The 20,118-nt window shown below is 72.3% G+C and carries 23 protein-coding genes; 17 read left to right on the top strand and 6 right to left on the bottom strand.

Annotated elements, in window-relative coordinates; all coding sequences use genetic code 11:
- The first annotated feature begins 22 nt into the window (after nt 1–22).
- The 12 genes from RB608_RS24560 (at nt 23) to RB608_RS24505 (ending at nt 9,178) form a co-directional block, all read left to right on the top strand.
- Complete coding sequence (locus tag RB608_RS24560; protein WP_308090716.1) at nt 23–841, top strand: shikimate dehydrogenase; 819 nt, start codon at nt 23–25, stop codon at nt 839–841.
- A 9-nt stretch (nt 842–850) separates the two neighbouring features.
- Nucleotides 851–1,555, top strand: a complete 705-nt coding sequence (locus RB608_RS24555; protein WP_308090715.1) for an A24 family peptidase — start codon at nt 851–853, stop codon at nt 1,553–1,555.
- Nucleotides 1,556–1,598: 43 nt separating this feature from the next.
- Entirely contained in the window at nt 1,599–1,853 is a 255-nt protein-coding gene (locus RB608_RS24550) for a ribbon-helix-helix protein, CopG family (protein ID WP_308090714.1), read from the top strand.
- Nucleotides 1,850–2,146: a type II toxin-antitoxin system RelE/ParE family toxin gene (locus tag RB608_RS24545; protein WP_308090713.1), complete on the top strand. Its 297-nt coding sequence runs from the start codon at nt 1,850–1,852 to the stop codon at nt 2,144–2,146. Before RB608_RS24550 ends, RB608_RS24545 begins: the two co-directional genes overlap by 4 nt.
- Nucleotides 2,147–2,170: 24 nt before the next feature.
- Nucleotides 2,171–3,349 (top strand): chorismate synthase, encoded by a 1,179-nt coding sequence (aroC, locus tag RB608_RS24540; protein WP_308090712.1) that lies wholly within the window; start codon nt 2,171–2,173, stop codon nt 3,347–3,349.
- Nucleotides 3,346–3,870: a shikimate kinase gene (locus RB608_RS24535; RefSeq protein WP_308090711.1), complete on the top strand. Its 525-nt coding sequence runs from the start codon at nt 3,346–3,348 to the stop codon at nt 3,868–3,870. Before aroC ends, RB608_RS24535 begins: the two co-directional genes overlap by 4 nt.
- Nucleotides 3,867–5,000 (top strand): 3-dehydroquinate synthase, encoded by a 1,134-nt coding sequence (gene aroB, locus RB608_RS24530; protein ID WP_308090710.1) that lies wholly within the window; start codon nt 3,867–3,869, stop codon nt 4,998–5,000. The genes RB608_RS24535 and aroB overlap by 4 nt, the downstream gene beginning before the upstream one ends.
- 3 nt (nt 5,001–5,003) lie before the next feature.
- Nucleotides 5,004–5,453 (top strand): type II 3-dehydroquinate dehydratase, encoded by a 450-nt coding sequence (locus RB608_RS24525; protein WP_308090709.1) that lies wholly within the window; start codon nt 5,004–5,006, stop codon nt 5,451–5,453.
- A gap of 84 nt (nt 5,454–5,537) precedes the next feature.
- A complete protein-coding gene (efp, locus tag RB608_RS24520) occupies nt 5,538–6,104 on the top strand; it encodes an elongation factor P (RefSeq protein WP_308090708.1) in 567 nt (188 codons plus the stop codon).
- A gap of 8 nt (nt 6,105–6,112) precedes the next feature.
- The gene (gene nusB / locus RB608_RS24515) at nt 6,113–6,520 is read left to right on the top strand and encodes a transcription antitermination factor NusB (protein ID WP_308090707.1); all 408 of its coding nucleotides are present in this window, start codon (nt 6,113–6,115) and stop codon (nt 6,518–6,520) included.
- A gap of 69 nt (nt 6,521–6,589) precedes the next feature.
- Nucleotides 6,590–7,969, top strand: a complete 1,380-nt coding sequence (locus RB608_RS24510) for an NAD(P)/FAD-dependent oxidoreductase (protein ID WP_308090706.1) — start codon at nt 6,590–6,592, stop codon at nt 7,967–7,969.
- Between the two features lie 54 nt (nt 7,970–8,023).
- Nucleotides 8,024–9,178, top strand: a complete 1,155-nt coding sequence (locus tag RB608_RS24505) for a hypothetical protein (protein ID WP_308090705.1) — start codon at nt 8,024–8,026, stop codon at nt 9,176–9,178.
- 67 nt (nt 9,179–9,245) lie between these two features.
- Here RB608_RS24505 and RB608_RS24500 read toward each other — a convergent pair whose 3' ends face one another.
- A complete protein-coding gene (locus RB608_RS24500; RefSeq protein ID WP_308090704.1) occupies nt 9,246–10,409 on the bottom strand; it encodes a steroid 3-ketoacyl-CoA thiolase in 1,164 nt (387 codons plus the stop codon).
- 158 nt (nt 10,410–10,567) lie between these two features.
- Here RB608_RS24500 and RB608_RS24495 point away from each other — a divergent pair, with 158 nt between their 5' ends.
- The 5 genes from RB608_RS24495 to RB608_RS24475 all read left to right on the top strand — a co-directional run bounded on the left by RB608_RS24495 (nt 10,568) and on the right by RB608_RS24475 (nt 14,789).
- Nucleotides 10,568–11,803, top strand: coding sequence for a cytochrome P450 (locus RB608_RS24495; RefSeq protein ID WP_308090703.1), 1,236 nt, complete (start codon nt 10,568–10,570; stop codon nt 11,801–11,803).
- Between the two features lie 86 nt (nt 11,804–11,889).
- Nucleotides 11,890–12,567: a response regulator transcription factor gene (locus RB608_RS24490; protein WP_308090702.1), complete on the top strand. Its 678-nt coding sequence runs from the start codon at nt 11,890–11,892 to the stop codon at nt 12,565–12,567.
- Nucleotide 12,568: 1 nt separating this feature from the next.
- Entirely contained in the window at nt 12,569–13,903 is a 1,335-nt protein-coding gene (locus RB608_RS24485; RefSeq protein WP_308090701.1) for a HAMP domain-containing sensor histidine kinase, read from the top strand.
- 86 nt (nt 13,904–13,989) lie between these two features.
- Nucleotides 13,990–14,547, top strand: a complete 558-nt coding sequence (locus RB608_RS24480; RefSeq protein WP_308090700.1) for a PepSY domain-containing protein — start codon at nt 13,990–13,992, stop codon at nt 14,545–14,547.
- Nucleotides 14,548–14,636: 89 nt separating this feature from the next.
- Nucleotides 14,637–14,789: a hypothetical protein gene (locus RB608_RS24475; protein ID WP_282404558.1), complete on the top strand. Its 153-nt coding sequence runs from the start codon at nt 14,637–14,639 to the stop codon at nt 14,787–14,789.
- Nucleotides 14,790–14,793: 4 nt separating this feature from the next.
- On the opposite strand, the gene RB608_RS24470 is transcribed toward RB608_RS24475, so the two are convergent.
- The 5 genes from RB608_RS24470 to RB608_RS24450 all read right to left on the bottom strand — a co-directional run bounded on the left by RB608_RS24470 (nt 14,794) and on the right by RB608_RS24450 (nt 20,104).
- Nucleotides 14,794–15,891, bottom strand: coding sequence for a glutamate--cysteine ligase (locus RB608_RS24470; protein ID WP_308090699.1), 1,098 nt, complete (start codon nt 15,889–15,891; stop codon nt 14,794–14,796).
- An 82-nt stretch (nt 15,892–15,973) separates the two neighbouring features.
- The gene (gene map, locus RB608_RS24465; protein WP_308090698.1) at nt 15,974–16,741 is read right to left on the bottom strand and encodes a type I methionyl aminopeptidase; all 768 of its coding nucleotides are present in this window, start codon (nt 16,739–16,741) and stop codon (nt 15,974–15,976) included.
- Nucleotides 16,742–16,805: 64 nt separating this feature from the next.
- Entirely contained in the window at nt 16,806–17,969 is a 1,164-nt protein-coding gene (locus RB608_RS24460; RefSeq protein WP_308090697.1) for a thiolase domain-containing protein, read from the bottom strand.
- Complete coding sequence (locus RB608_RS24455) at nt 17,969–19,024, bottom strand: thiolase domain-containing protein (RefSeq protein ID WP_308090696.1); 1,056 nt, start codon at nt 19,022–19,024, stop codon at nt 17,969–17,971. The genes RB608_RS24460 and RB608_RS24455 overlap by 1 nt, the downstream gene beginning before the upstream one ends.
- Nucleotides 19,025–19,138: 114 nt before the next feature.
- Nucleotides 19,139–20,104, bottom strand: a complete 966-nt coding sequence (locus tag RB608_RS24450; protein ID WP_308090695.1) for an OB-fold domain-containing protein — start codon at nt 20,102–20,104, stop codon at nt 19,139–19,141.
- Nucleotides 20,105–20,118: the final 14 nt, after the last annotated feature.

The following is a 20,118-nucleotide window of genomic DNA, read 5'->3' as shown; positions in this document are numbered from 1 at the left end:
ACGTGCCTGTCGATGACGCGTGATGGCTGAGTCTGCTCGCTGTGCCGTGGTCGGCGACCCGGTGGCGCACTCCCTGTCGCCCACCCTGCACCGGGCCGGGTACGCCGCGCTCGGCATCGCGGCGACCTACGACGCCGTGCGCGTGCCGGCGGGCGAGCTGGCCGGGTACGTGGCCGGGCTGGGGTCGGAGTGGCGGGGCCTGTCGGTGACGGCGCCGCTCAAGCGCGAGGCGCTGGCGCTCGCCGACGAGGTGAGCGACGTCGCCCGCCTGGCCGGGGGCGCCAACACCCTCGTCCGCACCGCCGGCGGCTGGTCCGCCGACAACACCGACGTGCCGGGCGCGATGGCAGCGATCCGCGAGCGCTTCGCGGGTGCCACGACCGCGGCCACCGTCCTCGGCGGCGGCGCCACCGCCGCCAGCGTCGGACTGGCGCTCGCGGAGCTCGGCGCCACCCGGATCACCGTCGCCGCGCGCACGCCGGACAACGCCGCCGAGGCGGTCGCCGCGATCCGTCGCCACCCGACCGCTCCCGACGTCGTCGTGCTGAGCCTCGACGAGGTCGGCGGCACCGGTGGAGTCCTGATCTCGACGATCCCGGCCGCCGCCCAGACGGCCGAGCTGGTGGCGCGGGTGCTGCCGGCCGACGTGGTGTTCGAGGTGACCTACAACGAGTGGCCGACCCCCCTGGTCGACGCGGCGCTGCGTGCGGGCGCCCCGGTGGTCTCCGGGCTCGACCTGCTGGTGCACCAGGCGGTGCTCCAGTTCGGCATGTTCACTGGTCAGGACGGACCACTCGACGCCATGCGCTCGGCGGGCGAAGCCGCCCAGGCCGCCCGGTAGCGTCGCGGCATGCACGCCGTCCCCGCGCTGGCCTGCGCCCTGATCGGGGCGCTGGGCGGGCTCCTCGTCCCGTGGCTGATCGCGCGGTGCCCGGAGCCCGAGCACGATCCGGCCGAGAACCCGGACGACTACCCCGACCACGTGCCGTTCGCACAGCTGGCCGCACGTCCCGGCCTGCGCCTGCGCTCCGTCGTGGCCTGCGCCGTCGCCGCCGGGATCCTCGGCCTGGCCCTGGGCTGGAACTGGGGCCTGCTCTGGCTGCTCGCTCTCGTGCCGGTGTGCGCCGCGCTGACGGTCATCGACTACGTCACCTGGTACCTCCCCTCCCGCCTGATCCGACCGGCCTGGCTGCTCACCGGCGCGCTGGTCGCGGCGGTGGCCGTGGCGGTCGGCGACCCGTGGGTCGCCGGGTGGGGCCTGATCGGGTTCCTGGCGCTCGGTGGCTACTACGGCGTGATGCGTCTGGTCAGCCCGCGCGCCATGGCGGGGGGCGACGTCCGCCTCGGGGCGCTGCTCGGCATCGCGATCGGGCCGTACGGCGTCGGGGTGCTGGTCGTGTCCGTGCTGGCGGCCGCCGTGCTCGGCGTCGTGGCGATGGTGCCGATGCGGCGCAGCGGCACCATGATCCGCCGCCGGGTGCCGTACGGGCCCTTCCTGGTGCTCGGCGCCCTGGTCGCGGTGGTCGTGGGACAGGTCCTCGGCAGCGCAGCGTAGGTCCTCGCCCACGGTATGCTGATGTCATACCGAGGAGGTTCTGATGGCTGTACGCAAGGTCGCGGTGACGCTGCCCGAAGAGCTCTACGACCTGGTCGAGCGTGCCCGCGCCGTGGAACACCGCTCCCGCTCGGAGATCATTCAGGAAGCCATCCGAACGCACTTCGGGGAAGCGGTCTACGTGCCGTCCGAGGACGAGCGCCGGCGGCTGGTCGAGGCACTCGACGAGGTCGACGCCCATCCCGAGCGCCTCCGTTCCTGGAGTGAGGTGCGATCGGAGCTGTGGACCGGCCGGTGAGAATCCGGCTCTCGGCGTTGGCCGTGGCCGACATCGAGGAAGCGGTCGGCCACTACGACGAGCAGACCCCGGGGCTCGGCACCGAGTTCCTGGAGGCGATCGACCGCGTCGTCGAGCGCCTGGAGATGTTCCCCGATGGTGCGCCGCCCGTCGATGGGTTCCCCGGCGTCCGACGTGCGCGGGTGAGGCGATTCCCGTACGGCATGTTCTACACAGTGGCGTCGAACGACGTTGTGGTGCTCCGGGTCCTGCACGCTCGGCGCGATGTCGTGGGACAGGTCCTCGGCGGCTGAGCCCAGCGTGGGACACTGGTGCCCATGTTGCGCTGGCTGACTGCGGGGGAGTCCCACGGCCCCTCCCTGGTCGCGATCCTCGAGGGCCTGCCGGCCCACGTCGAGGTCACGACCGACGACATCTCCGACTCGCTCGCTCGCCGTCGTCTCGGCTACGGCCGGGGCGCCCGGATGAAGTTCGAGGCCGACGAGGTGACCATCACCGGCGGCGTCCGGCACGGCCGGACCCAGGGTGGGCCGGTCGCGATCCAGGTCGGCAACACCGAGTGGCCCAAGTGGGAGACGGTGATGTCGGCCGATCCGGTCGACCCCGCGATCCTCGAGAGCCAGGCCCGCAACGCGGCGCTGACCCGCCCGCGGCCGGGCCACGCCGACCTCGCCGGCATGCAGAAGTACGACTTCGCCGACGCCCGCCCGATCCTGGAGCGGGCCTCGGCCCGCGAGACCGCCGCCCGGGTCGCCCTGGGCCGGGTCGCGAGCAACTTCGTCGAGCAGGCGACGGGTGCCCGGATCGTCAGCCACGTGCTCGAGATCGGCGGCGTCCGCACCCCGTCGGCCGACCTGCCCTCCCCGGGCGACGTCGCGCGCCTCGACGCCGACCCGGTGCGCTGCTTCGACGCCGACGGCTCCAAGCTCATGGTCGAGCGGATCGACCAGGCGCACAAGGACGGTGACACCCTCGGCGGCGTCGTCGAGGTCGTCGTCCACGGCCTCCCGCCCGGCCTCGGCTCCCACGTGCACTGGGACCGCCGCCTCGACGCGCGCCTCGCCGGCGCGCTCATGGGCATCCAGGCGATCAAGGGCGTCGAGGTGGGCGACGGCTTCGAGCTGGCCGCCACGCCTGGCTCGCTGGCCCATGACGAGATCGTCCCGACCGAGGAGGGGCTGCGCCGGGTCTCCGGCCGCTCCGGCGGCACCGAGGGCGGGATGACCACCGGCGAGATCCTCCGGGTCCGAGCGGCGATGAAGCCGATCGCCACCGTGCCACGCGCGCTGCGGACCGTCGATCTCGCCACCGGCGAGGAGGCCGTCGCCCACCACCAGCGCTCCGACGTGTGCGCGGTGCCCGCGGCCGGCATCGTCGCCGAGGCGATGGTGGCACTCGTGCTCGCCCAGGCCGTGCTGGAGAAGTTCGGCGGCGACGCCGTCCAGGAGACCCGTCGCAACGTGCAGTCGTACCTCGACACGCTCCGGTTCAGGTGAGCGATGCGGGCGGGCCGCGCGCGGTCCTGATCGGGACCATGGGCGCCGGGAAGACCACCGTGGGGCGCCGGGTCGCGGCAGCGCTCGGTGTGGGGTTCGCCGACAGCGACGAGCTGGTCGAGGAGCAGGCCGGCAAGCCGGTGCAGGACATCTTCGTCGAGGACGGCGAGTCCGCCTTCCGGGCCCTCGAGCGCGCGACGGTCGCCCGGGCCCTGGCCGACCACGACGGTGTGCTGTCGCTGGGCGGCGGCGCCGTCCTCGACCCGGCGACGCAGGAGCTGCTCGGCTCCTACCCGGTCGTCTTCCTGCGCGTCGGTCTCGCGGACGCCGTCAAGCGGGTCGGTCTCGGCACCGGGCGCCCGCTGCTGCTCGGCAACGTCCGGGCCCGGGTCAAGCAGCTCCTCGACGAGCGCACCCCCGTCTACGAGGGGCTCGCCCGGATCACCGTCGAGACCGACGGCCGCGAGCCCGACGCCATCGCCGCCGAGATTCTCACCGCCCTCCAGGGAGACCGTGCATGAACGCACCCAACGACAGCACCGTCCTGAGAGTGGCCACCGCGTCGCCGTACGACGTCGTGGTCGGTCACGACGTCCTCGACCGCCTCCGCGGCCTGCTCCCCGAGGGAGTGCAGCGGGTCGCGATCATCACACCGGAGTCGCTGGAGGACCTGCTGGAGCCGTTCGCGGACCTGCTCGAGGGCCTCGACGTCATCGTGCTCCAGGTGCCCGACGGCGAGGAGGCGAAGACCTGGGAGGTCGCGGCGGCCTGCTGGGAGTCGCTCGGTGAGGAGGGCTTCACCCGCTCCGACGCCGTCGTCACCCTGGGCGGCGGCGCGACCACGGACCTCGGCGGCTTCGTGGCCGCCACCTGGCTGCGCGGGGTCGCGGTCGTCCACGTCCCGACCACCGTGCTCGCCATGGTCGACGCGGCGGTCGGCGGCAAGACCGGCATCAACACCCCGGCCGGCAAGAACCTGGTCGGCTCCTTCCACGAGCCGGCCGGCGTGCTGTGCGACCTCGCGCTGCTCGCCACGCTGCCGCGGGCCGAGGTCGTGGCCGGGCTCGGCGAGGTCGTGAAGTGCGGCTTCATCGCCGACCCGCGGATCCTCGAGCTCGTCGAGACGACCGAGCCGGCCGAGCTGACGGCCGACTCGCCGGTGCTGCGGGAGCTGGTCGAGCGCGCGATCCAGGTCAAGGCCGACGTCGTCGCGGGCGACCTCAAGGAGACCGGGGGAGTCGATGGCCACCCCGGCCGCGAGGTCCTCAACTACGGCCACACCCTGGCCCACGCCGTCGAGAAGGCCACCGACTACGCGATCCGCCACGGGGAGGCCGTCGCCCTGGGCTGTGTGTACGTCGCCGAGCTGGCGGCCCGCGCCGGGGGGCTGTCGCCGGAGCTGGTCGCGCGCCATCGCGCGGTGTTCGGCCGGGTCGGGCTGCCCACCTCACTGCCCACCTCGCTGCTCGGAGGGGAGGGCGTCGACTTCGACACCCTGCTCGCGACGATGCGGGTCGACAAGAAGGCCCGTGGCAACCAGCTCCGCTTCGTCGTCCTGGAGGATCTCGCCCGCCCGGTCGTCCTGGCCGGCCCGTCCGAGGCCGACCTGCGCGCGGCGTACGCGGCGCTGTCGGGTCTGGCAGGATCCTGAGCCATGGGCAAGCAGGAGGTCTACGTCCTCAACGGCCCCAACCTGGGCCGGCTCGGCAAGCGCCAGCCCGAGATCTACGGGACCACCACCCACTTCGACCTGCAGGACCGGCTGATGCCGCGTTGGGGCAAGGAGCTCGGGCTCAAGATCCACTTCTCGCAGACCAACCACGAGGGCGAGCTGCTCGACTGGCTCAACAACGCGGCGGACCGCAGCTGGCCGGTCGTGCTCAACGCCGGCGCCTGGACCCACTACTCCTACGCGCTGTACGACGCCTGCGCGCAGCTGACCGCCCCACTCGTCGAGGTGCACATCAGTGCGCCGTCGAAGCGGCCCGAGGAGTTCCGGCACACCTCGGTGGTCACCCCGCACGCCGCGAAGGTGATCGAGGGCCAGGGCATCGACGGGTACCGGCAGGCGCTCGAATTCATCGCAGCCCACGGCGCGCACTAGACTCGTCCGCTGGCCCCGGTGCGCCCCGTCTGAGGTGGCGCTGCGGCCACCCCGATCTTCGACATCTCCAGAGAAGGCTGACGCATGGCAACGACGAACGACCTCAAGAACGGCATGGTTCTCAACCTGGAGGGCCAGCTCTGGCAGGTGGTGGAGTTCCAGCACGTGAAGCCGGGCAAGGGCCCCGCGTTCGTCCGCACCAAGCTCAAGCACGTCGAGTCCGGCAAGAACGTCGACAAGACCTTCAACGCCGGCACCAAGGTCGAGACGGCCACCGTCGACCGCCGTTCGTTCCAGTACCTCTACAACGACGGCACCAACTTCGTCTTCATGGACGTGCAGGACTACGACCAGGTCGAGGTCGAGCCGTCCATCGTCGGCACCGCCGCCGGCTTCCTCCTGGAGAACCAGGAGGTCATCCTGGCCACCAACGAGGGTCGGGTCCTGTTCATCGAGATGCCCGCCTCCGTCGAGCTCCTCGTCTCCTACACCGAGCCCGGTGTCGTCGGCGACTCCGCCACCGGCCGCACCAAGCCCGCCACCCTCGAGACCGGCGCCGAGATCCAGGTCCCGCTGTTCATCGAGCAGGGCGAGAAGATCAAGGTCGACACCCGCGACGGCGGCTCGTACCTCTCACGCGTGAAGGGCTGATCCACCTCGTGGGAGCCCGGACCAAGGCCCGCAAGCGCGCCCTCGACGTCCTGTACGCCGCCGACCTGCGCGGTGAGACGGGCGCCGAGGCGCTCGAGCGGGTCACCGCCGAGGGTGAGGCCCCGGCGAACCCCTACACCGCCGTCCTCGTGCGCGGTGTCAGCGAGCGGCGCGAGCGGATCGACGAGGTGCTCGAGGAGTTCTCCACCGACTGGAGCCTCGCCCGGATGCCGGCCGTCGACCGCAACGTGCTCCGGATCGGCGTCTGGGAGCTGCTCTGGGCCGACGACGTCCCCGACACCGTCGCCGTGACCGAGGCCATGGGTCTGGTTCGTGAGCTGTCGACCGACGACTCGCCGGCGTTCGTGAACGGCGTGCTCGGCGCGATCCAGCGGAAGAAGGCCACGCTGGTCTGACCGGCGGTGCCGGTACGACGCCCGCCGGGACGCTGGTCGGGGCCTGGACAGGTGTGCCAGTGTGGCGCCATGACAGGTGAGCTGGACGCCGACGTCGTCGTGATCGGGCTCGGGCCCGGCGGTGAGCACCTCGCCGCCACGCTGGCCCGGGCCGGGCTCTCCGTGGTCGGGGTCGACCGTCGCCTCGTCGGCGGTGAGTGCCCCTACTTCGGCTGCATCCCGTCGAAGATGATGATCAGGGCCGCCGACGCGCTCGCCGAGGCCCGGCGGGTGCCGGTCCTGGGCGGCGCGACCGAGGTCCACCCCGACTGGGCGACGGTGGCCGACCGGATCCGCGACGAGGCCACCGACGACTGGGACGACACCGTCGCGGTCGAGCGGCTGGAGCAGGCCGGCGCACGGTTCGTGCGCGGGCACGGCCGGCTCGCCGGACCCGGCCGGGTGGTGATCGCCACCGACGCGGGGGACCGGGAGGTCGTCGTGCGCCGGGGCGTGGTCCTCAACACCGGCACCGAGCCCGCGGTCCCGCCCATCGACGGGCTGGCAGACACGCCCTACTGGACCAACCGCGACGCCGTGCGGCTGCGCGAGCTGCCCAGCAGCCTGGTCGTGCTCGGCGGCGGCGCCATCGGCTGCGAGCTGGCCCAGGCGTTCTCCCGGTTCGGCGTCGAGGTCACGGTCGTGGAGGCGGGGGAGCGGATCCTCGGGCCCGAGGAGCCGGAGGCCAGCGCGGTCGTCGTCGCCGCGTTGGAGGCCGAGGGCATCGTCGTCCGGGCCGGGGTCGGGGTCAGCGCCGTCGCCCACGACGGCGCCTTCCACATCGGGCTCGCCGACGGCACCTCCCTCGACGCCCAGGCGCTGCTGGTGGCCGCCGGGCGGCGTACCAACCTCGGGGACGTCGGGCTCGAGACGGTCGGTCTGGACCCGGCGGCGCGGTCGGTCGACGTCGACGAGCGGATGCGGGTGGCCGGCGCCGGAGGGCTGTGGGCGATCGGCGACATCACCGGCAAGGGCGCGTTCACACACATGTCGATGTACCAGGCCGACGTCGCCGTCCGCGACCTGACCGGCGAGGACGGCCCCTGGGCCGACTACCGTGCCGTGTCCCGGGCGACGTTCACGGATCCCGAGGTCGGCTCGGTCGGCCGGAGTGAGGCCCAGGCCCGCGCCGCGGGCATCCGGGTCGGCACCGGTACGGCGCCGCTGCCTGAGTCGAGCCGCGGCTGGTTGCACAAGGTCGGCAACGACGGTCTGATCAAGGTCGTGGCCGACCTCGACCGCGGTGTCCTGGTCGGGGCGACGGCGGTCGGTCCGGCCGGCGGCGAGATCATCGGCATGCTCGTGACGGCCGTGCACGCCGAGGTCCCGCTCGCGACGCTGCGGGGGATGCACTTCGCCTACCCGACCTTCCACCGGGCGATCGAGACGGCGCTGTCGGACGTGTCCTGACCTCGCGCGGCGGGGTAGGTTGGCGGGCGACCGCTGCCTATCTCGGAGGTACACGTGAGTCACTCCTCGACCGACCCGTTGTTCGATCCGCTCAGCGATCCGATCGGTGAGCGCCCGACGTCCCCGCCACCGGCCGACGAGCACACGGCGGTCCGCGGCCTGCACGTGGGCGCCCCCGCTCCGACCGGACCGCCGCCGAGCAGCCCGCCGCCCGGTGTACGGACGGCGTCCGCGCCACCGCCGGTCGCACCGTCCCCGGCCGAGCCGCGGCGGTTCATGACCGCCACCGACTTCCTCGACCGGCGCGACCAGGAGCTGGCGCTCGGCGCGGCGACCTGGGGCTGGCGGGGCCGGGTCCGCCGCTGGACCGGTGGCCTGGTGGCACCCGCGATGGGGCCGAAGGAGCGTGCCTACGAGGCCGACCGCGCCGCGATCCAGAAGGACTTCGACGGCCCGCGCACCATCGCGTTCGTCAATCCCAAGGGCGGTGCCGCGAAGACGACGGGAGTGCTGGCGGCCGGCTACACGTTCGGCACCGTGCGCGGCGGCGGCGTGATCGGCTGGGACAACAACGAGACCCGCGGGACGCTGGGGATCCGCGGCGCGCGCAGCACCCACCGCAACACCACCCGCGAGCTGCTCGACGACCTGGGCCGCTTCGAGGACGTCCACCAGTCACGGATCGGCGACCTCGGCGCCTTCGTCCGGTCGCAGGGTGACGCGCACTTCGACGTCCTCGCCTCCGACGAGCGGCCCGATGTCACCGGCGTCATCCACGCCGCCGACTTCGCCGAGGTCCACCGGCTCCTCGAGCGCTTCTACCGGATCCTCCTCGTCGACACCGGCAACAACCTGCGCGCCGAGAACTGGCTCGCCGCCGCCGACGCGGCCGACCTGCTCGTCGTCACCAGCACGATCCGGGAGGACACCGGTTACAGCGGCCTGTGGATGCTCGACGCGCTGCAGGACGCGGGGCACGAGAACCTGAAGTACAAGACCATCACGGTGCTCTCCGACCCGAGCCCCAAGGTCGACGAGGCGCTCGCCCGTGACCTGGTCCAGGTCTACGAGCAGCGCACCCGTGGCGTCTATCGGGTCCCGTACGACCCGGCCCTGGTCTCCGGCTCGGTCGTGCCGTACGCCGAGCTGTCCGCCGGCACCCGCCGGTCCTGGCTGCGGGCGTGCGCGGCGATGACGGCGGCGCTGTAGGTCGCGCAGGGCTCAACGACCAGGCCGCAGGCGAGTTGGCGGCCCGGGGCCGGCCGGTCCGGCCGGGTCAGATCCGCTCGATGATCGTGCCTGTCGCCATCGCGCCGCCGGCGCACATCGAGACGAGCGCGGTCGAGGCGTCGCGGCGCTCGAGCTCGTGCAGCGCGGTGGTGAGCAGGCGGACGCCGGTGGCGCCGACGGGGTGGCCGAGCGCGATGGCACCGCCGTTGACGTTGACCTTGTCCAGGTCGACGTGGTGGACACCGGCCCAGGAGAGGACCACGGAGGCGAAGGCCTCGTTGACCTCGAAGAGGTCGAAGTCGCCGATCGCCATGCCGGTCTTGTCGAGCAGCCGCTGGGTGGCGTCGATCGGACCGTCGAGGTGGAAGTACGGGTCGGAGCCGACGAGGCACTGCGCGACGATGCGTGCCCGGGGCTTCAGGCCGAGGGCCTTCGCCTTGTCCTCGTCCATGATCAGGATCGCCGCGGCGCCGTCGGAGATCTGCGACGACGTGCCGGCCGTGTGCAGGCCGCCGTCGAGGACGGAGCGCAGGCCGGCGAGCCCCTCGGCGGTGGTCGCGCGCAGGCCCTGGTCGGTGTCGACGATCCGGGTCTCACCGGTCGGCTCGCCCGAGTCGGAGAGCACGGGCGCCTCGATCGCGGCGATCTCGCGCTTGAAGCGCCCCTCGTCGACGGCGACCCTGGCCTTGGCCTGCGAGGCCAGGCCGAGCGCCTCGAGGTCCGCGCGGGTGATCCCGCGGTGCTTCGCGATCCGGTCGGCTGCCTCGAACTGGTTGGGCATGTCGATGGTCCAGTCCGCGGGTCGCGGGTCACCCATGCCCGGCGGCACGTTCGCGCCGAGCGGGATGCGCGACATCATCTCGACGCCGCAGGCGATGCCGACGTCGATGCTGCCGGCGGCGACCATGTCGTTGATCAGGTGGGTGGCCTGCTGACCGGAGCCGCACTGCGCGTCGAGGGCGGTGCCGGCGGTGGCCTGGGGGAGCCCCGCGTAGAGCCACGCGCGCCGGACGGCGTCGTTGGACTGCTCGCCGGCCTGCGTCACGCAGCCGCCGATGACCTGCTCGACGACAGCGGGGTCGACACCCGCGCGACGGAGCACCTCGGCCTGGATGAAGCCGAGGGTCTGGGCCGGGTGCAGGCCGGCCAGCCAGCCCTTGCGCTTGCCCAACGGGGAGCGGACTGCTTCGACGATCACCGGGTTGCCCATGCTCGCACCGTAGCATCGACCTAGAACACGTTCTAGTGAGACCTGCGCCACGCCGAAGTCGTTTTCACGAAACCCTTTCGTATTGACGCGATGCTTTGTACGGTGGCTCTAGAACGTGTTCCATCCTCCTGGCTGTCCCGTAGCGAAAGGTTCGTGGTGTGACCGAGCTCCTCATCCCGACGGATTGGGATCCCACCGATCCCGACATCAACGAAGTGGCCGTGCCTCACGAGCAGTTCCGTGCGCTGCGCCAGAGCGAGCCGATCCGCTGGATCGAGCAGGTCCCCGAGGCCCGCGCGGGCTTCCTCGACACCGGCTACTGGGCGTGCACCCGTCATGCCGAGGTCCGCCAGGTGTCCAAGGACAACGAGAACTGGTCGGCCATGGAGAACGGCGTCATCATCCGGTTCGCGCCGGACATGACCCGCGACCAGGTCGAGGTGCAGCGCGCGATGCTGATCCACCACGACCCGCCGGACCACACCAAGATGCGCGGCATCGTCTCCCGTGGCTTCACCCCGCGCGTGATCGCCTCGCTCAAGCAGGCCCTCAAGGACCGCGCCTACGAGATCGTCGAGCAGGCGGTCGCGAAGGGCAGCGGCGACTTCGTGGAGCAGGTCGCCTCCGAGCTGCCGCTCCAGGCGATCGCCGACTTCCTCGGGGTCCCGCAGGAGGACCGCAAGAAGCTCTTCGAGTGGTCCAACCAGATGATGGGGTACGACGACCCGGACATCGGCGCCGACCCGGCGGTCGCGTCCATGGAGATCCTCGTCTACTTCGACCAGCTCGCCAACGAGCGGCGCGCCAACCCGCAGGACGACATCGTCACCAAGCTGATCAGCGTCGGCCTGGACGACGACCACGGCGCGCTCACCAACGACGAGTTCGGCTTCTTCGTCATCCTGCTGACCGTCGCGGGCAACGAGACCACCCGCAACGCGACCACCCACGGCATGCACGCCTTCTTCGAGAACCCCGACCAGTGGGAGCTGTGGAAGAAGGACCGCCCGGAGACCGCCATCGACGAGATCGTCCGCTGGGCGACCCCGGTCACCGTCTTCCAGCGCACCGCCAAGAAGGACACCGAGCTGGCCGGCCAGGCGATCAAGAAGGGCGACCGCGTCGGCATCTTCTACGCGTCGGCGAACTTCGACGAGGACGTGTTCGAGGACCCGTTCAGGTTCGACATCCTGCGCGAGAACAACCCGCACGTCGCCTTCGGCGGCCACGGCGCGCACTACTGCCTCGGCGCCAACCTGGCCCGCCTGCAGATCAACCTGATCTTCAACGCGCTCGCCGACCTGGCGCCGAACATCTCCCTCGCCGGTGAGCCGCGCAGACTGCGCTCGGGATGGCTCAACGCCATCAAGGAGATGCAGGTCAACTACGTCTGACCCGTAGGCGCTCTTCAGCGCAGGTTCAGGGTGGCTCCGCGACACTAGGGTCGGGGGAGCCACCCTGACTGCTTTCCGGAGGTCGCATGCGTGTCCTGGTCGTCGACGACGAGCGACGGCTCGCTCGCACGCTCGAGATCGGCCTCGGCGCCGAGGGATTCGCGGTCGACCTCGCCCACGACGGCACCGACGGCCTCTGGCTCGCCCGCGAGAACGAGTACGACGCGATCGTGCTCGACCTGATGCTGCCCGGCGTCAACGGCTACAAGGTGTGCGAGACGCTGCGTCGTGAGGGCAACTGGACGCCGATCCTCATGCTCACCGCCAAGGACGGCGAGTGGGACCAGGTCGAGGGTCTCGACACCGGTGCCGACGACTACCTGACCAAGCCGTTCTCGTTCCCGGTGCTGGTCGCCCGGCTGCGGGCGGTGGCACGCCGGGGTGCCCGCGAGCGGCCGACCACGCTGGAGGTGGGTGACCTCGTGATCGATCCCGCGGCCCGGCGGGTGCGCCGCGGTGACGACGAGATCGGACTCACCGCACGTGAGTTCGCGGTGCTCGCGTTCCTCGCCCGGCACCAGGGCGACGTGGTGTCCAAGCGTCAGATCCTCGACGCCGTCTGGGACGGCGACTTCGAGGGCGACCCGAATATCGTCGAGGTCTACGTCCGTCACCTGCGCAACAAGGTCGATCGCCCGTTCGGGCGGCAGGCCATCGAGACCGTCCGCGGCGCGGGCTACCGGCTCGCCAGCGACGGCGGCTGAGGTGCGCGCCCCCGGCTCGGTGCGGCTGCGCACCACCCTCGCCGCCGTTCTCGTCGTCGCCGTGGCCCTGGTCGTCGGCGTCGCCGCCCTGATCCTGACCGTACGAGCGTCGCTGCACGACGCCGCGGAGACGACCGCCGAGCAGCGGGTCGCCGACCTCGTCGCCCAGGTCGAGACGAGCGGTCCGCCGCGCGCGACGGCCGGCGTGGAGGCCGGTGAGGAGGAGGACGACGACGAGGATCCGGAGGATGTCGTCTGGCAGGTCGTGGGCCCCGGGGGGCAGCTCGTCGCCGCGGATCCCTCCCTGCGCGGCAGGATCCCCGGCGGGGACGACGACGTGGTCGAGCTGCCCGGGGCCGAGCACCGCTATGTCGTCGCCGTCGACGATGCCGACGACGGGTCGGTCGTCACCGTCGCGGTGTCGCTCGAGGACGTCGACGAGACCACCACCGCCCTCGCCGCCCCCCTGCTGCTCGGGACGCCCCTGATGCTGCTCGTCGTGGGCGCGACCACGTGGCTGGTCGTGTCGCGGGCGCTGAGACCGGTGGAGCGGATCCGCGCCGAGGTCGAGCTGATCAGCGGGTCCAGCCTGGAGCGACGAGTGCCCGAGCCGCCGGCACGCGACGAGGTCGGCCGGCTGGCCCGCACGATGAACCAGATGCTGGCCCGGCTGCAGGGCGCCCGTGACCGGCAGGAGGAGTTCGTCGCCGACGCCTCCCACGAGCTCCGCTCCCCGCTCGCGAGCATCCGGCAGGCGGCGGAGGTCGCCCACGCCCATCCGGGTGCTCTGCCGGAGGGGGAGCTGGCCGACACCGTCCTCGAGGAGGCGCTGCGGATGCAGGCCCTCGTCGACCAGCTCCTGGCGCTCGCCCGAGCGGGCGACACCCGGGCCCGGAGCCCGTGGGTCGACGTCGACCTCGACGACCTCGTCCTCGCCGACGCCCGGCGGATCGGCCGGGACGACCTGGCGGTGGACACGCGGGGTGTCGGTCCGGGGCGGGTCCGCGGCGACGCCGTCGCCCTCGCCCAGGTGGTGCGGAACCTCGTCGACAACGCCGCCCGGCACGCGGGGTCCCGGCTCGCCCTCACGCTGCGGACGACCGACGGTGCCGTCGTCCTCACCGTGGAGGACGACGGCCTCGGGGTCCCGGAGGCCGACCGGGCCCGGGTCTTCGAGCGGTTCGTCCGGCTCGACGACGCCCGGACGCGTGACGCGGGCGGCAGCGGACTCGGCCTGGCCATCGTCCGCGAGGTCGTCGCCGACCACGGGGGGTCGGTCGCGGTCGATCGCGGCGAGCTCGGCGGTGCCCGGTTCGTCGTGCGGCTGCCTTCCTGAACGCGCCTTCAGACGGCTTCAGGGAAGGTTCAGCGACCTACCGGCAGGCTCGGGCCAACAACCGATCCGAACGAGAGGCAGCTCCCATGAACATCAGCATCCTGCGCCGCAAGCGCGTCATCCTCCCCACCCTCGCGGCGGTCGCGGTGATCGGCGCCGGCGGCGTCTTCTGGGCCGCGTCGGCCGACGACGTCTCCGGTGGGGAGCGCGACCGCGTGGCCGCGGCCGCCGTGGAGGCGGCGGGCGGCGGTGAGGCCGTCGACGTCGAGAAGAGCGACGACCCGGGGGAGGCCTACGAGGTCGAGGTCAGGCTCGCCGACGGTACCGAGGTCGACGTCACCTTGGACCGCGACCTCCGGGTCGTGGCCGAGGACCGGGACGACGACCGGTACGACGACGGCGACGACGACCGGGACGACAGCACCGGCGTCGACGCCGACGACCGGATCCTCAGCGACGCCGAGCGGGCGTCGGCCGAGCAGGCGGCATTGGCGGCCGTCGGCGGCGGTACCGTGCTCGACGTCGACCCGAGCGACGACCCGGGCGTGGCCTACGAGGCCGAGGTGCGCGACACCGCGGGCGCCGAGTGGGACGTCGACCTCGATGCGGCCTTCGCCGTGGTCGCCAAGGTCGCGGACAACTGAGTCCGGGGCCGGGTCGAGGCCTCCTCCCGGGACCGCGACGTGTGCAGTAGCGTTCGTCGTGAAGGCAGGCCGACATTCAGGAGGTTGCGATGAGCGACGTCAACGCCGACCAGTTCCCCGGGTTCTCGGAGAACCACTACCAGCACGGGATGCACTCCCTCGCGTGGATCTCGCTGTGGCTGATCGTGGGCCTGGGTGTCGCCTGCGGCGCCTTCGGGTTCATCTGGGGACTCACCCACTGAGCCGTCAGGGCGCGTTGGTACGTCGCACCAGGTCGTCCACGACGGCCGGGATGCCGGCGTCACTGCGCTCGTAGGCCGCGCGCTGGCGGGTCGCCCCTCCCTCTGCCAGCACCCGGGGGATCGCGTCGCGGACCAGGCCACCGTCGTCGTAGCGGTCGAGCTGGTCGGCAACGGTCCGCAGGAGGCCCTCGACGACCTCGCGGGCGGGCATCAGGGCGCCGGTGAGCGGGTCGAGCAGCCGGTCGGTCAGCCCGTATCTCGCGGCACGCCATCGGGCCGCCCGGAGCAGCTCGGTCCGCCAGGCCGCGGCAGGTAGGCCGCCGCCGTCGAGCTCGTGGCACACCAGCGCCCGGACCAGCACCGCCACGAGCGTGGCGTCGTCGGGGTCGGTGCACACGTCGCCGATCCGCACCTCGACGGTGGGCTGGTGCGCGGAGAGACGCGCGTCGAAGTAGAGCATGCCCGGGTCCATGGCGGCGCCGGACGCGATGAGCTGGCGGCTGAGGGCGTGGTACGCCGCAGCTGAGCCGAACGCCTCGGTCGAGCCGGCGCTCGGCCACTGCGCCCACGCCTGGGAACGCCACGAGGCGTAATGGGTGTCACGACCGTGGTAGAAGGGCGAGTTGGCACTGATCGCCAGCAGCACGGGCAACCAGGGCGCGAGCGCGTCGATCGCCCGCACCCCCTCCTCGTCGTCGTCCACCCGGACGTGGACGTGCTGGCCACACGTACCGCCGGGACGGGCCACCTCGCCGTACGTGTCCACCATCCTGAGATAGCGGTCGTCGCGCGTCGTCTGCGGCGGGCCACCCGGCAGCGGCACGGCGCCGGAGGCGGCCGTCAGGACACCGGCACCCTCCGCGGCGCGGGCGGCGCGCCGCCGCAGCCGCACGAGGTGACCACGCAGCTCGCTCGCGTGGATGACGGGCGGGGTCCGCGTCTCCAGCTGGTGGGCGAAGAGCTCGTGGTCCAGCTCGTCGAGCGGGTCCAGGTCGTGCTCGGCCGCATGCCGGAGCACCTGCTCCGCGCGCGGCGCAGCGGCGCGGGTCTCGGGATCGACGAGGATCAGCTCCTCCTCGACACCCATGGTTCGCCGGTCCATCGCACCTCGCCGTCACGTCGTTCCTGACGGAGCGGTACCCCCGGCGACGCCGGTCAGCCGCGGACGGGTCGGACCGACCGGGTCAGTCGCGCGCGGTGAGGACGAGCGGGTCGCCCGAGGTGATCGCGACCGTGTGCTCGGAGTGGGCGCCGCGGGAGCCGTCGGCGCTGCGGATCGTCCAGCCGTCGGGGTCGAACACGATCTCGTCGGTCGTGTGCAGGAACCACGGCTCGATCGCGATGACCAGGCCCGGGCGCAGCTTGATGCCGCGCCCGGCGCGGCCGTCGTTGGCGACGTGCGGCTCGCCGTGCATGGTGCGGCCGACCCCGTGGCCGCCGAACTGCAGGTTGACCTGGAGCCCGGCCTCGTGGGCGACGCTGCCGATCGCGAACGAGATGTCGCCGAGGCGGTTGCCGGCCCGGGCCGCCGCGATGCCGGCGTCGAGGGCGCGCTGGGTGACGTCGATGAGCGCGAGGTCCTTCGGGTCAGGTGTGCCGACCACCACGGACAGCGCCGAGTCGGACACCCAGCCGTCGACCGATGCCGCGAAGTCCACGGAGAGGAGGTCGCCGTCGCGCAGCGTGTAGTCGTGGGGGAGACCGTGCAGCACCGCGTCGTTGACCGAGGTGCACAGGACCTTGCCGAACGGGCTGGCGCCGAAGGACGGGTGGTAGTCGATGTAGCACGACTCGGCGCCGGCGTCCTTGATCATCCGGTGTGCCAGCTCATCGAGCTCGAGCAGGTTGACCCCGACGTCGGCCTTCTCGGAGAGCGCCTGGATCACCGAGGCCACGAAGCGCCCGGCGGGGCGCATCTGCTCGATCTGGGTCGGGGTACGAAGCTCGATCACACACCCAGACTACGGCGCACCCGCCGACGCGCGTGAGTCGGCGGGCGCGCCGCGGAGGGCGGCATCAGTTGGCCGGCTTGTCCGCGCCGACGACCCACATCGCGAAGAACTGCGAACCGCCGCCGTACGCGTGGCCCAGGGCCTTGCGGGCGCCGTCGACCTGGTGCTCCCCGGCCGCGCCGCGGACCTGGAGGGCGGCCTCGCCGAAGCGGAGCATCCCCGAGGCGCCGATCGGGTTGGACGAGAGCACCCCGCCGGAGCAGTTGACCGGGATCCGGCCGGTCATCGCGGTCTCGCCGGCCTCGGTCAGCTTCCAGCCCGCGCCCTCCTCGGCGAAGCCGAGGTTCTCCAGCCACATCGGCTCGAACCACGAGAACGGGACGTAGATCTCCGCCGCGTCGATCTCGTCGATGGGCGAGGTGATGCCGGCCTGCTTCCACAGCGCGGCCGCGGCGTCGCGGCCGGCCTGCGGGTTGACCTGGTCCCGCTCGGCGGCGGTGGTGGGCTCCGAGCGCATCACGGTGCCGTGGATCCAGGCCGGGTTCGGTGACACCGCCGCGATGTCGTCGGCGGCGATGACCAGCGCGCAGGCGCCGTCGGACGAGGGGCAGGTCTCGTCGTACCGGATCGGGTCCCAGAGCATCTGTGAGGCGAGCACCGACTCGACGGTCGTGCCCTCGTTGTGCAGGTGCGCGTAGGGGTTCTTCAGCGCGTTGGTGCGGTCCTTGGCAGCGACGATAGCGCCGATGTGCCCGGGCGCGCCGGAGCGACGGATGTAGGAGCGGACGTGCGGGGCGAAGTAGCCGCCCGCACCGGCGTGGACCGGCATCACGAACGGGACCGGCACGGAGAGCGCCCACATGGCGTTGGACTCCGACTGCTTCTCGAAGGCGACCGTGAGAACCTTCTTGTGCACACCCGACTGGACGAGCGAGGCGGCGACGATGGCCGTCGAGCCACCGACGGAGCCGGCCGTGTGGACGCGCAGCAGCGGCTTGCCCACGGCACCGAGCGCCTCGGCGAGGTAGAGCTCGGGCATCATCACGCCCTCGAACAGGTCGGGCGCCTTGCCGACGACGATCGCGTCGATCTCGTCGAGGGTCATGCCGGCGTCCTCGAGCGCCCGGTCCATCGCCTCGCGGCACAGGCCCGCCATGGAGACGTCCTCGCGCTTGGCGCGGTGGTGGGTCTGGCCCACGCCGATCACGGCTGCGGGGGTCTTGCCCATCAGATCGTTCCTTCCATGACGCAGACGAGGTTCTGCTGGAGGGCCGGCCCGCTCGTCGCGTGGCCGAGCACCTTGTCGGCACTGCCGTCCCAGATCCGGCGGGCCGCCTCGCCGATCCGGATCCCGCCGCCGGTGAACATCGGATTGCCCGCCAGCGCACCCCCGCTGGGGTTGACGCGTACGTCCTCCGCCAGTCCGAGGTCGCGGCGCAGGATCAGCTCCTGGTGGCTGAAGGGCGCGTGCAGCTCGGCGACGTCGACGCCGTCGAGGCCCCCGACCGCCGCCGCGGCGCGGGACGCCGACTCCGCGCGGGTCAGGTCGCGGGTGCCGAGGTGGAGTCCGTCGGTGACGTGCGACAGGCCGGTGATCCAGGCCGGGCGCTCGCGGACCTCGCGTGCCTTGTCGCCCGCGGCGAGCACGATCGCGGCGGCGCCGTCGGTGACCGGCGCCGCGTCGTGCTTGCGGAGCGGGTCGGCGAACATCGGCCGGGCGAGCAGCTCCTCGACGGAGGAGCCGCCCGCGCGGACGGCGTACTCGTTCTTCTCGGCGTCGGTCAGCGACCGGTTCACGACCTCCGCCATCGCGGCCTCGTCCCACGCGCCGCCGTCGATGCCGAGGCGGGCCTGGAGCGCGGCGATCGACACGGTGTCGGGCCACAGCGGGGTGAGGGTGTAGGGGTCGAGCTGGAGGCTGAGGGTGCGGCGCAGCACACCGGCCGACGCCTTGCCGAAGCCGAACACGAGGGCGGTGTCGACCTCGCCGGTCTGGATCTTCAGCCACGCCTCGTAGAGCGCCCAGGCCGCGTCCATCTCGACGTGCGACTCGTTGACCGGAGGCAGCACTCCGATCGCGTCGATCGCGCTGACGAACGAGAACGACCGGCCGGCGAGGTAGTCGGAGGACCCGGAGCACCAGAAGCCGATGTCCTTCTTCGTCCACCCGGTCTGCTCGTAGCACTCGCCGAAGATCGGCACGAGCAGCTCGGCACAGGTCGGCGACCCGTCGTAGTCCTGCATCTGTCGCTGGGCGAACCCGACGACGGCAACGTCACGCATGTTGGCTCCAATCCGGGCCGACAGCGTGTCGCACGGCCGCGAAGCGGCACGGAGCACGGTGCTCGGGCCGAAGGCTCGGGCTCAAGCTCCGTATGCGACACGCTCGGCCAAGTCTCATAGGTGGTGCTTGTAGGTGTCGTAGTCCGCGTCGGCGTCACCGGTCGGCGCGAAGTGGCTGATGTTCTCGATCGTGGTGCCCCACTCCTCGCGGGGCTTCCAGACCGCCTTGACCCGCAGGCCCATCCGGATCTCCTCGACCGGGATGTCGAGGATCAGGTGCTGCAGCGCGATGTCCGCGCCGTCGAGCAGGATGTAGGCCGACACGTACGGCGGTGTGATCTTCTGCCCCAGGAACGGCACGTTGACGATGCAGAAGGTCGTGACGGTCCCGGTGTCGGACAGCTCGATCTCCTCGACCGTCGGCACGCCGTCGACCGGGCAGGCCGGCCGCGGTGGCACGTAGACCTTGCGGCACTGCGGGCACCGCTGGGCGACGAGCCGGCCCTCGGCGAGCCCGCGGAAGAAGGCCGACTCCTCGGGCGAGGCGGCGTAGGTGTAGTCGAGACTGACCGGCGTCACGATGCCGGTGACCTCGCCCTCGCCGGCGACCGGGGCGGCCGGGGCTGCCGTACCGGTGTCGGGGACGAAGACCACGTCGGTGATGGCACCGGTGCGCTCGGTGGCCCAGCGGGCGCGGACCTTCAGGCCGGTGCTGATCTCGTCGGGGCTCGCGACGTCGACGGCGTGCAGCAGCGGTGCGTCCGTGCCGTCGAGGGTCACCAGGGCGAAGGCGAACGGCCGGTCGAACGGCTGGCCGGCGACGGGCTCGCTCACCCAGGTCCACGAGGTGACGGTGCCGGTCTCGGCGACGTCGACGAAGTCGGCCGTGGCCCGGTGGGTGACCGGGTCGAACTCCGGTGGCGGTACGACGACGCGGCCGTCGCTGAGCCGGGCGCCGACGAACTGTCCGTCGCGGAGCCCGGTGAGGAAGCGGCCGAGCACCGGGCCGACCGAGCGGGTGTAGTCGAAGGACACCGTCACCGGTGCCGACAGTGTTCGATCCTGGGGGTGGCGCCTCATGACCCGAAGTGAAA

This window comes from Nocardioides sp. LHD-245 (genome assembly GCF_030929495.1).
In the GTDB taxonomy this organism is placed as follows: domain Bacteria; phylum Actinomycetota; class Actinomycetes; order Propionibacteriales; family Nocardioidaceae; genus Nocardioides.
This window is presented reverse-complemented; position numbering and strand designations above follow the sequence as displayed.

Coding starts and splice junctions, on each gene's coding strand:
- RB608_RS24480 (WP_308090700.1), top strand. CDS start 13,990: ATGAACATCAGCATCCTGCGCCGCAAGCGCGTCATCCTCCCCACCCTC.
- RB608_RS24525 (WP_308090709.1), top strand. CDS start 5,004: ATGGGCAAGCAGGAGGTCTACGTCCTCAACGGCCCCAACCTGGGCCGG.
- RB608_RS24450 (WP_308090695.1), bottom strand. CDS start 20,104: ATGAGGCGCCACCCCCAGGATCGAACACTGTCGGCACCGGTGACGGTG.
- efp (WP_308090708.1), top strand. CDS start 5,538: ATGGCAACGACGAACGACCTCAAGAACGGCATGGTTCTCAACCTGGAG.
- RB608_RS24470 (WP_308090699.1), bottom strand. CDS start 15,891: ATGGACCGGCGAACCATGGGTGTCGAGGAGGAGCTGATCCTCGTCGAT.
- RB608_RS24555 (WP_308090715.1), top strand. CDS start 851: ATGCACGCCGTCCCCGCGCTGGCCTGCGCCCTGATCGGGGCGCTGGGC.
- aroB (WP_308090710.1), top strand. CDS start 3,867: ATGAACGCACCCAACGACAGCACCGTCCTGAGAGTGGCCACCGCGTCG.
- RB608_RS24455 (WP_308090696.1), bottom strand. CDS start 19,024: ATGCGTGACGTTGCCGTCGTCGGGTTCGCCCAGCGACAGATGCAGGAC.
- RB608_RS24550 (WP_308090714.1), top strand. CDS start 1,599: ATGGCTGTACGCAAGGTCGCGGTGACGCTGCCCGAAGAGCTCTACGAC.
- RB608_RS24460 (WP_308090697.1), bottom strand. CDS start 17,969: ATGGGCAAGACCCCCGCAGCCGTGATCGGCGTGGGCCAGACCCACCAC.
- aroC (WP_308090712.1), top strand. CDS start 2,171: ATGTTGCGCTGGCTGACTGCGGGGGAGTCCCACGGCCCCTCCCTGGTC.
- RB608_RS24475 (WP_282404558.1), top strand. CDS start 14,637: ATGAGCGACGTCAACGCCGACCAGTTCCCCGGGTTCTCGGAGAACCAC.
- RB608_RS24560 (WP_308090716.1), top strand. CDS start 23: ATGGCTGAGTCTGCTCGCTGTGCCGTGGTCGGCGACCCGGTGGCGCAC.
- RB608_RS24510 (WP_308090706.1), top strand. CDS start 6,590: ATGACAGGTGAGCTGGACGCCGACGTCGTCGTGATCGGGCTCGGGCCC.
- RB608_RS24490 (WP_308090702.1), top strand. CDS start 11,890: ATGCGTGTCCTGGTCGTCGACGACGAGCGACGGCTCGCTCGCACGCTC.
- RB608_RS24500 (WP_308090704.1), bottom strand. CDS start 10,409: ATGGGCAACCCGGTGATCGTCGAAGCAGTCCGCTCCCCGTTGGGCAAG.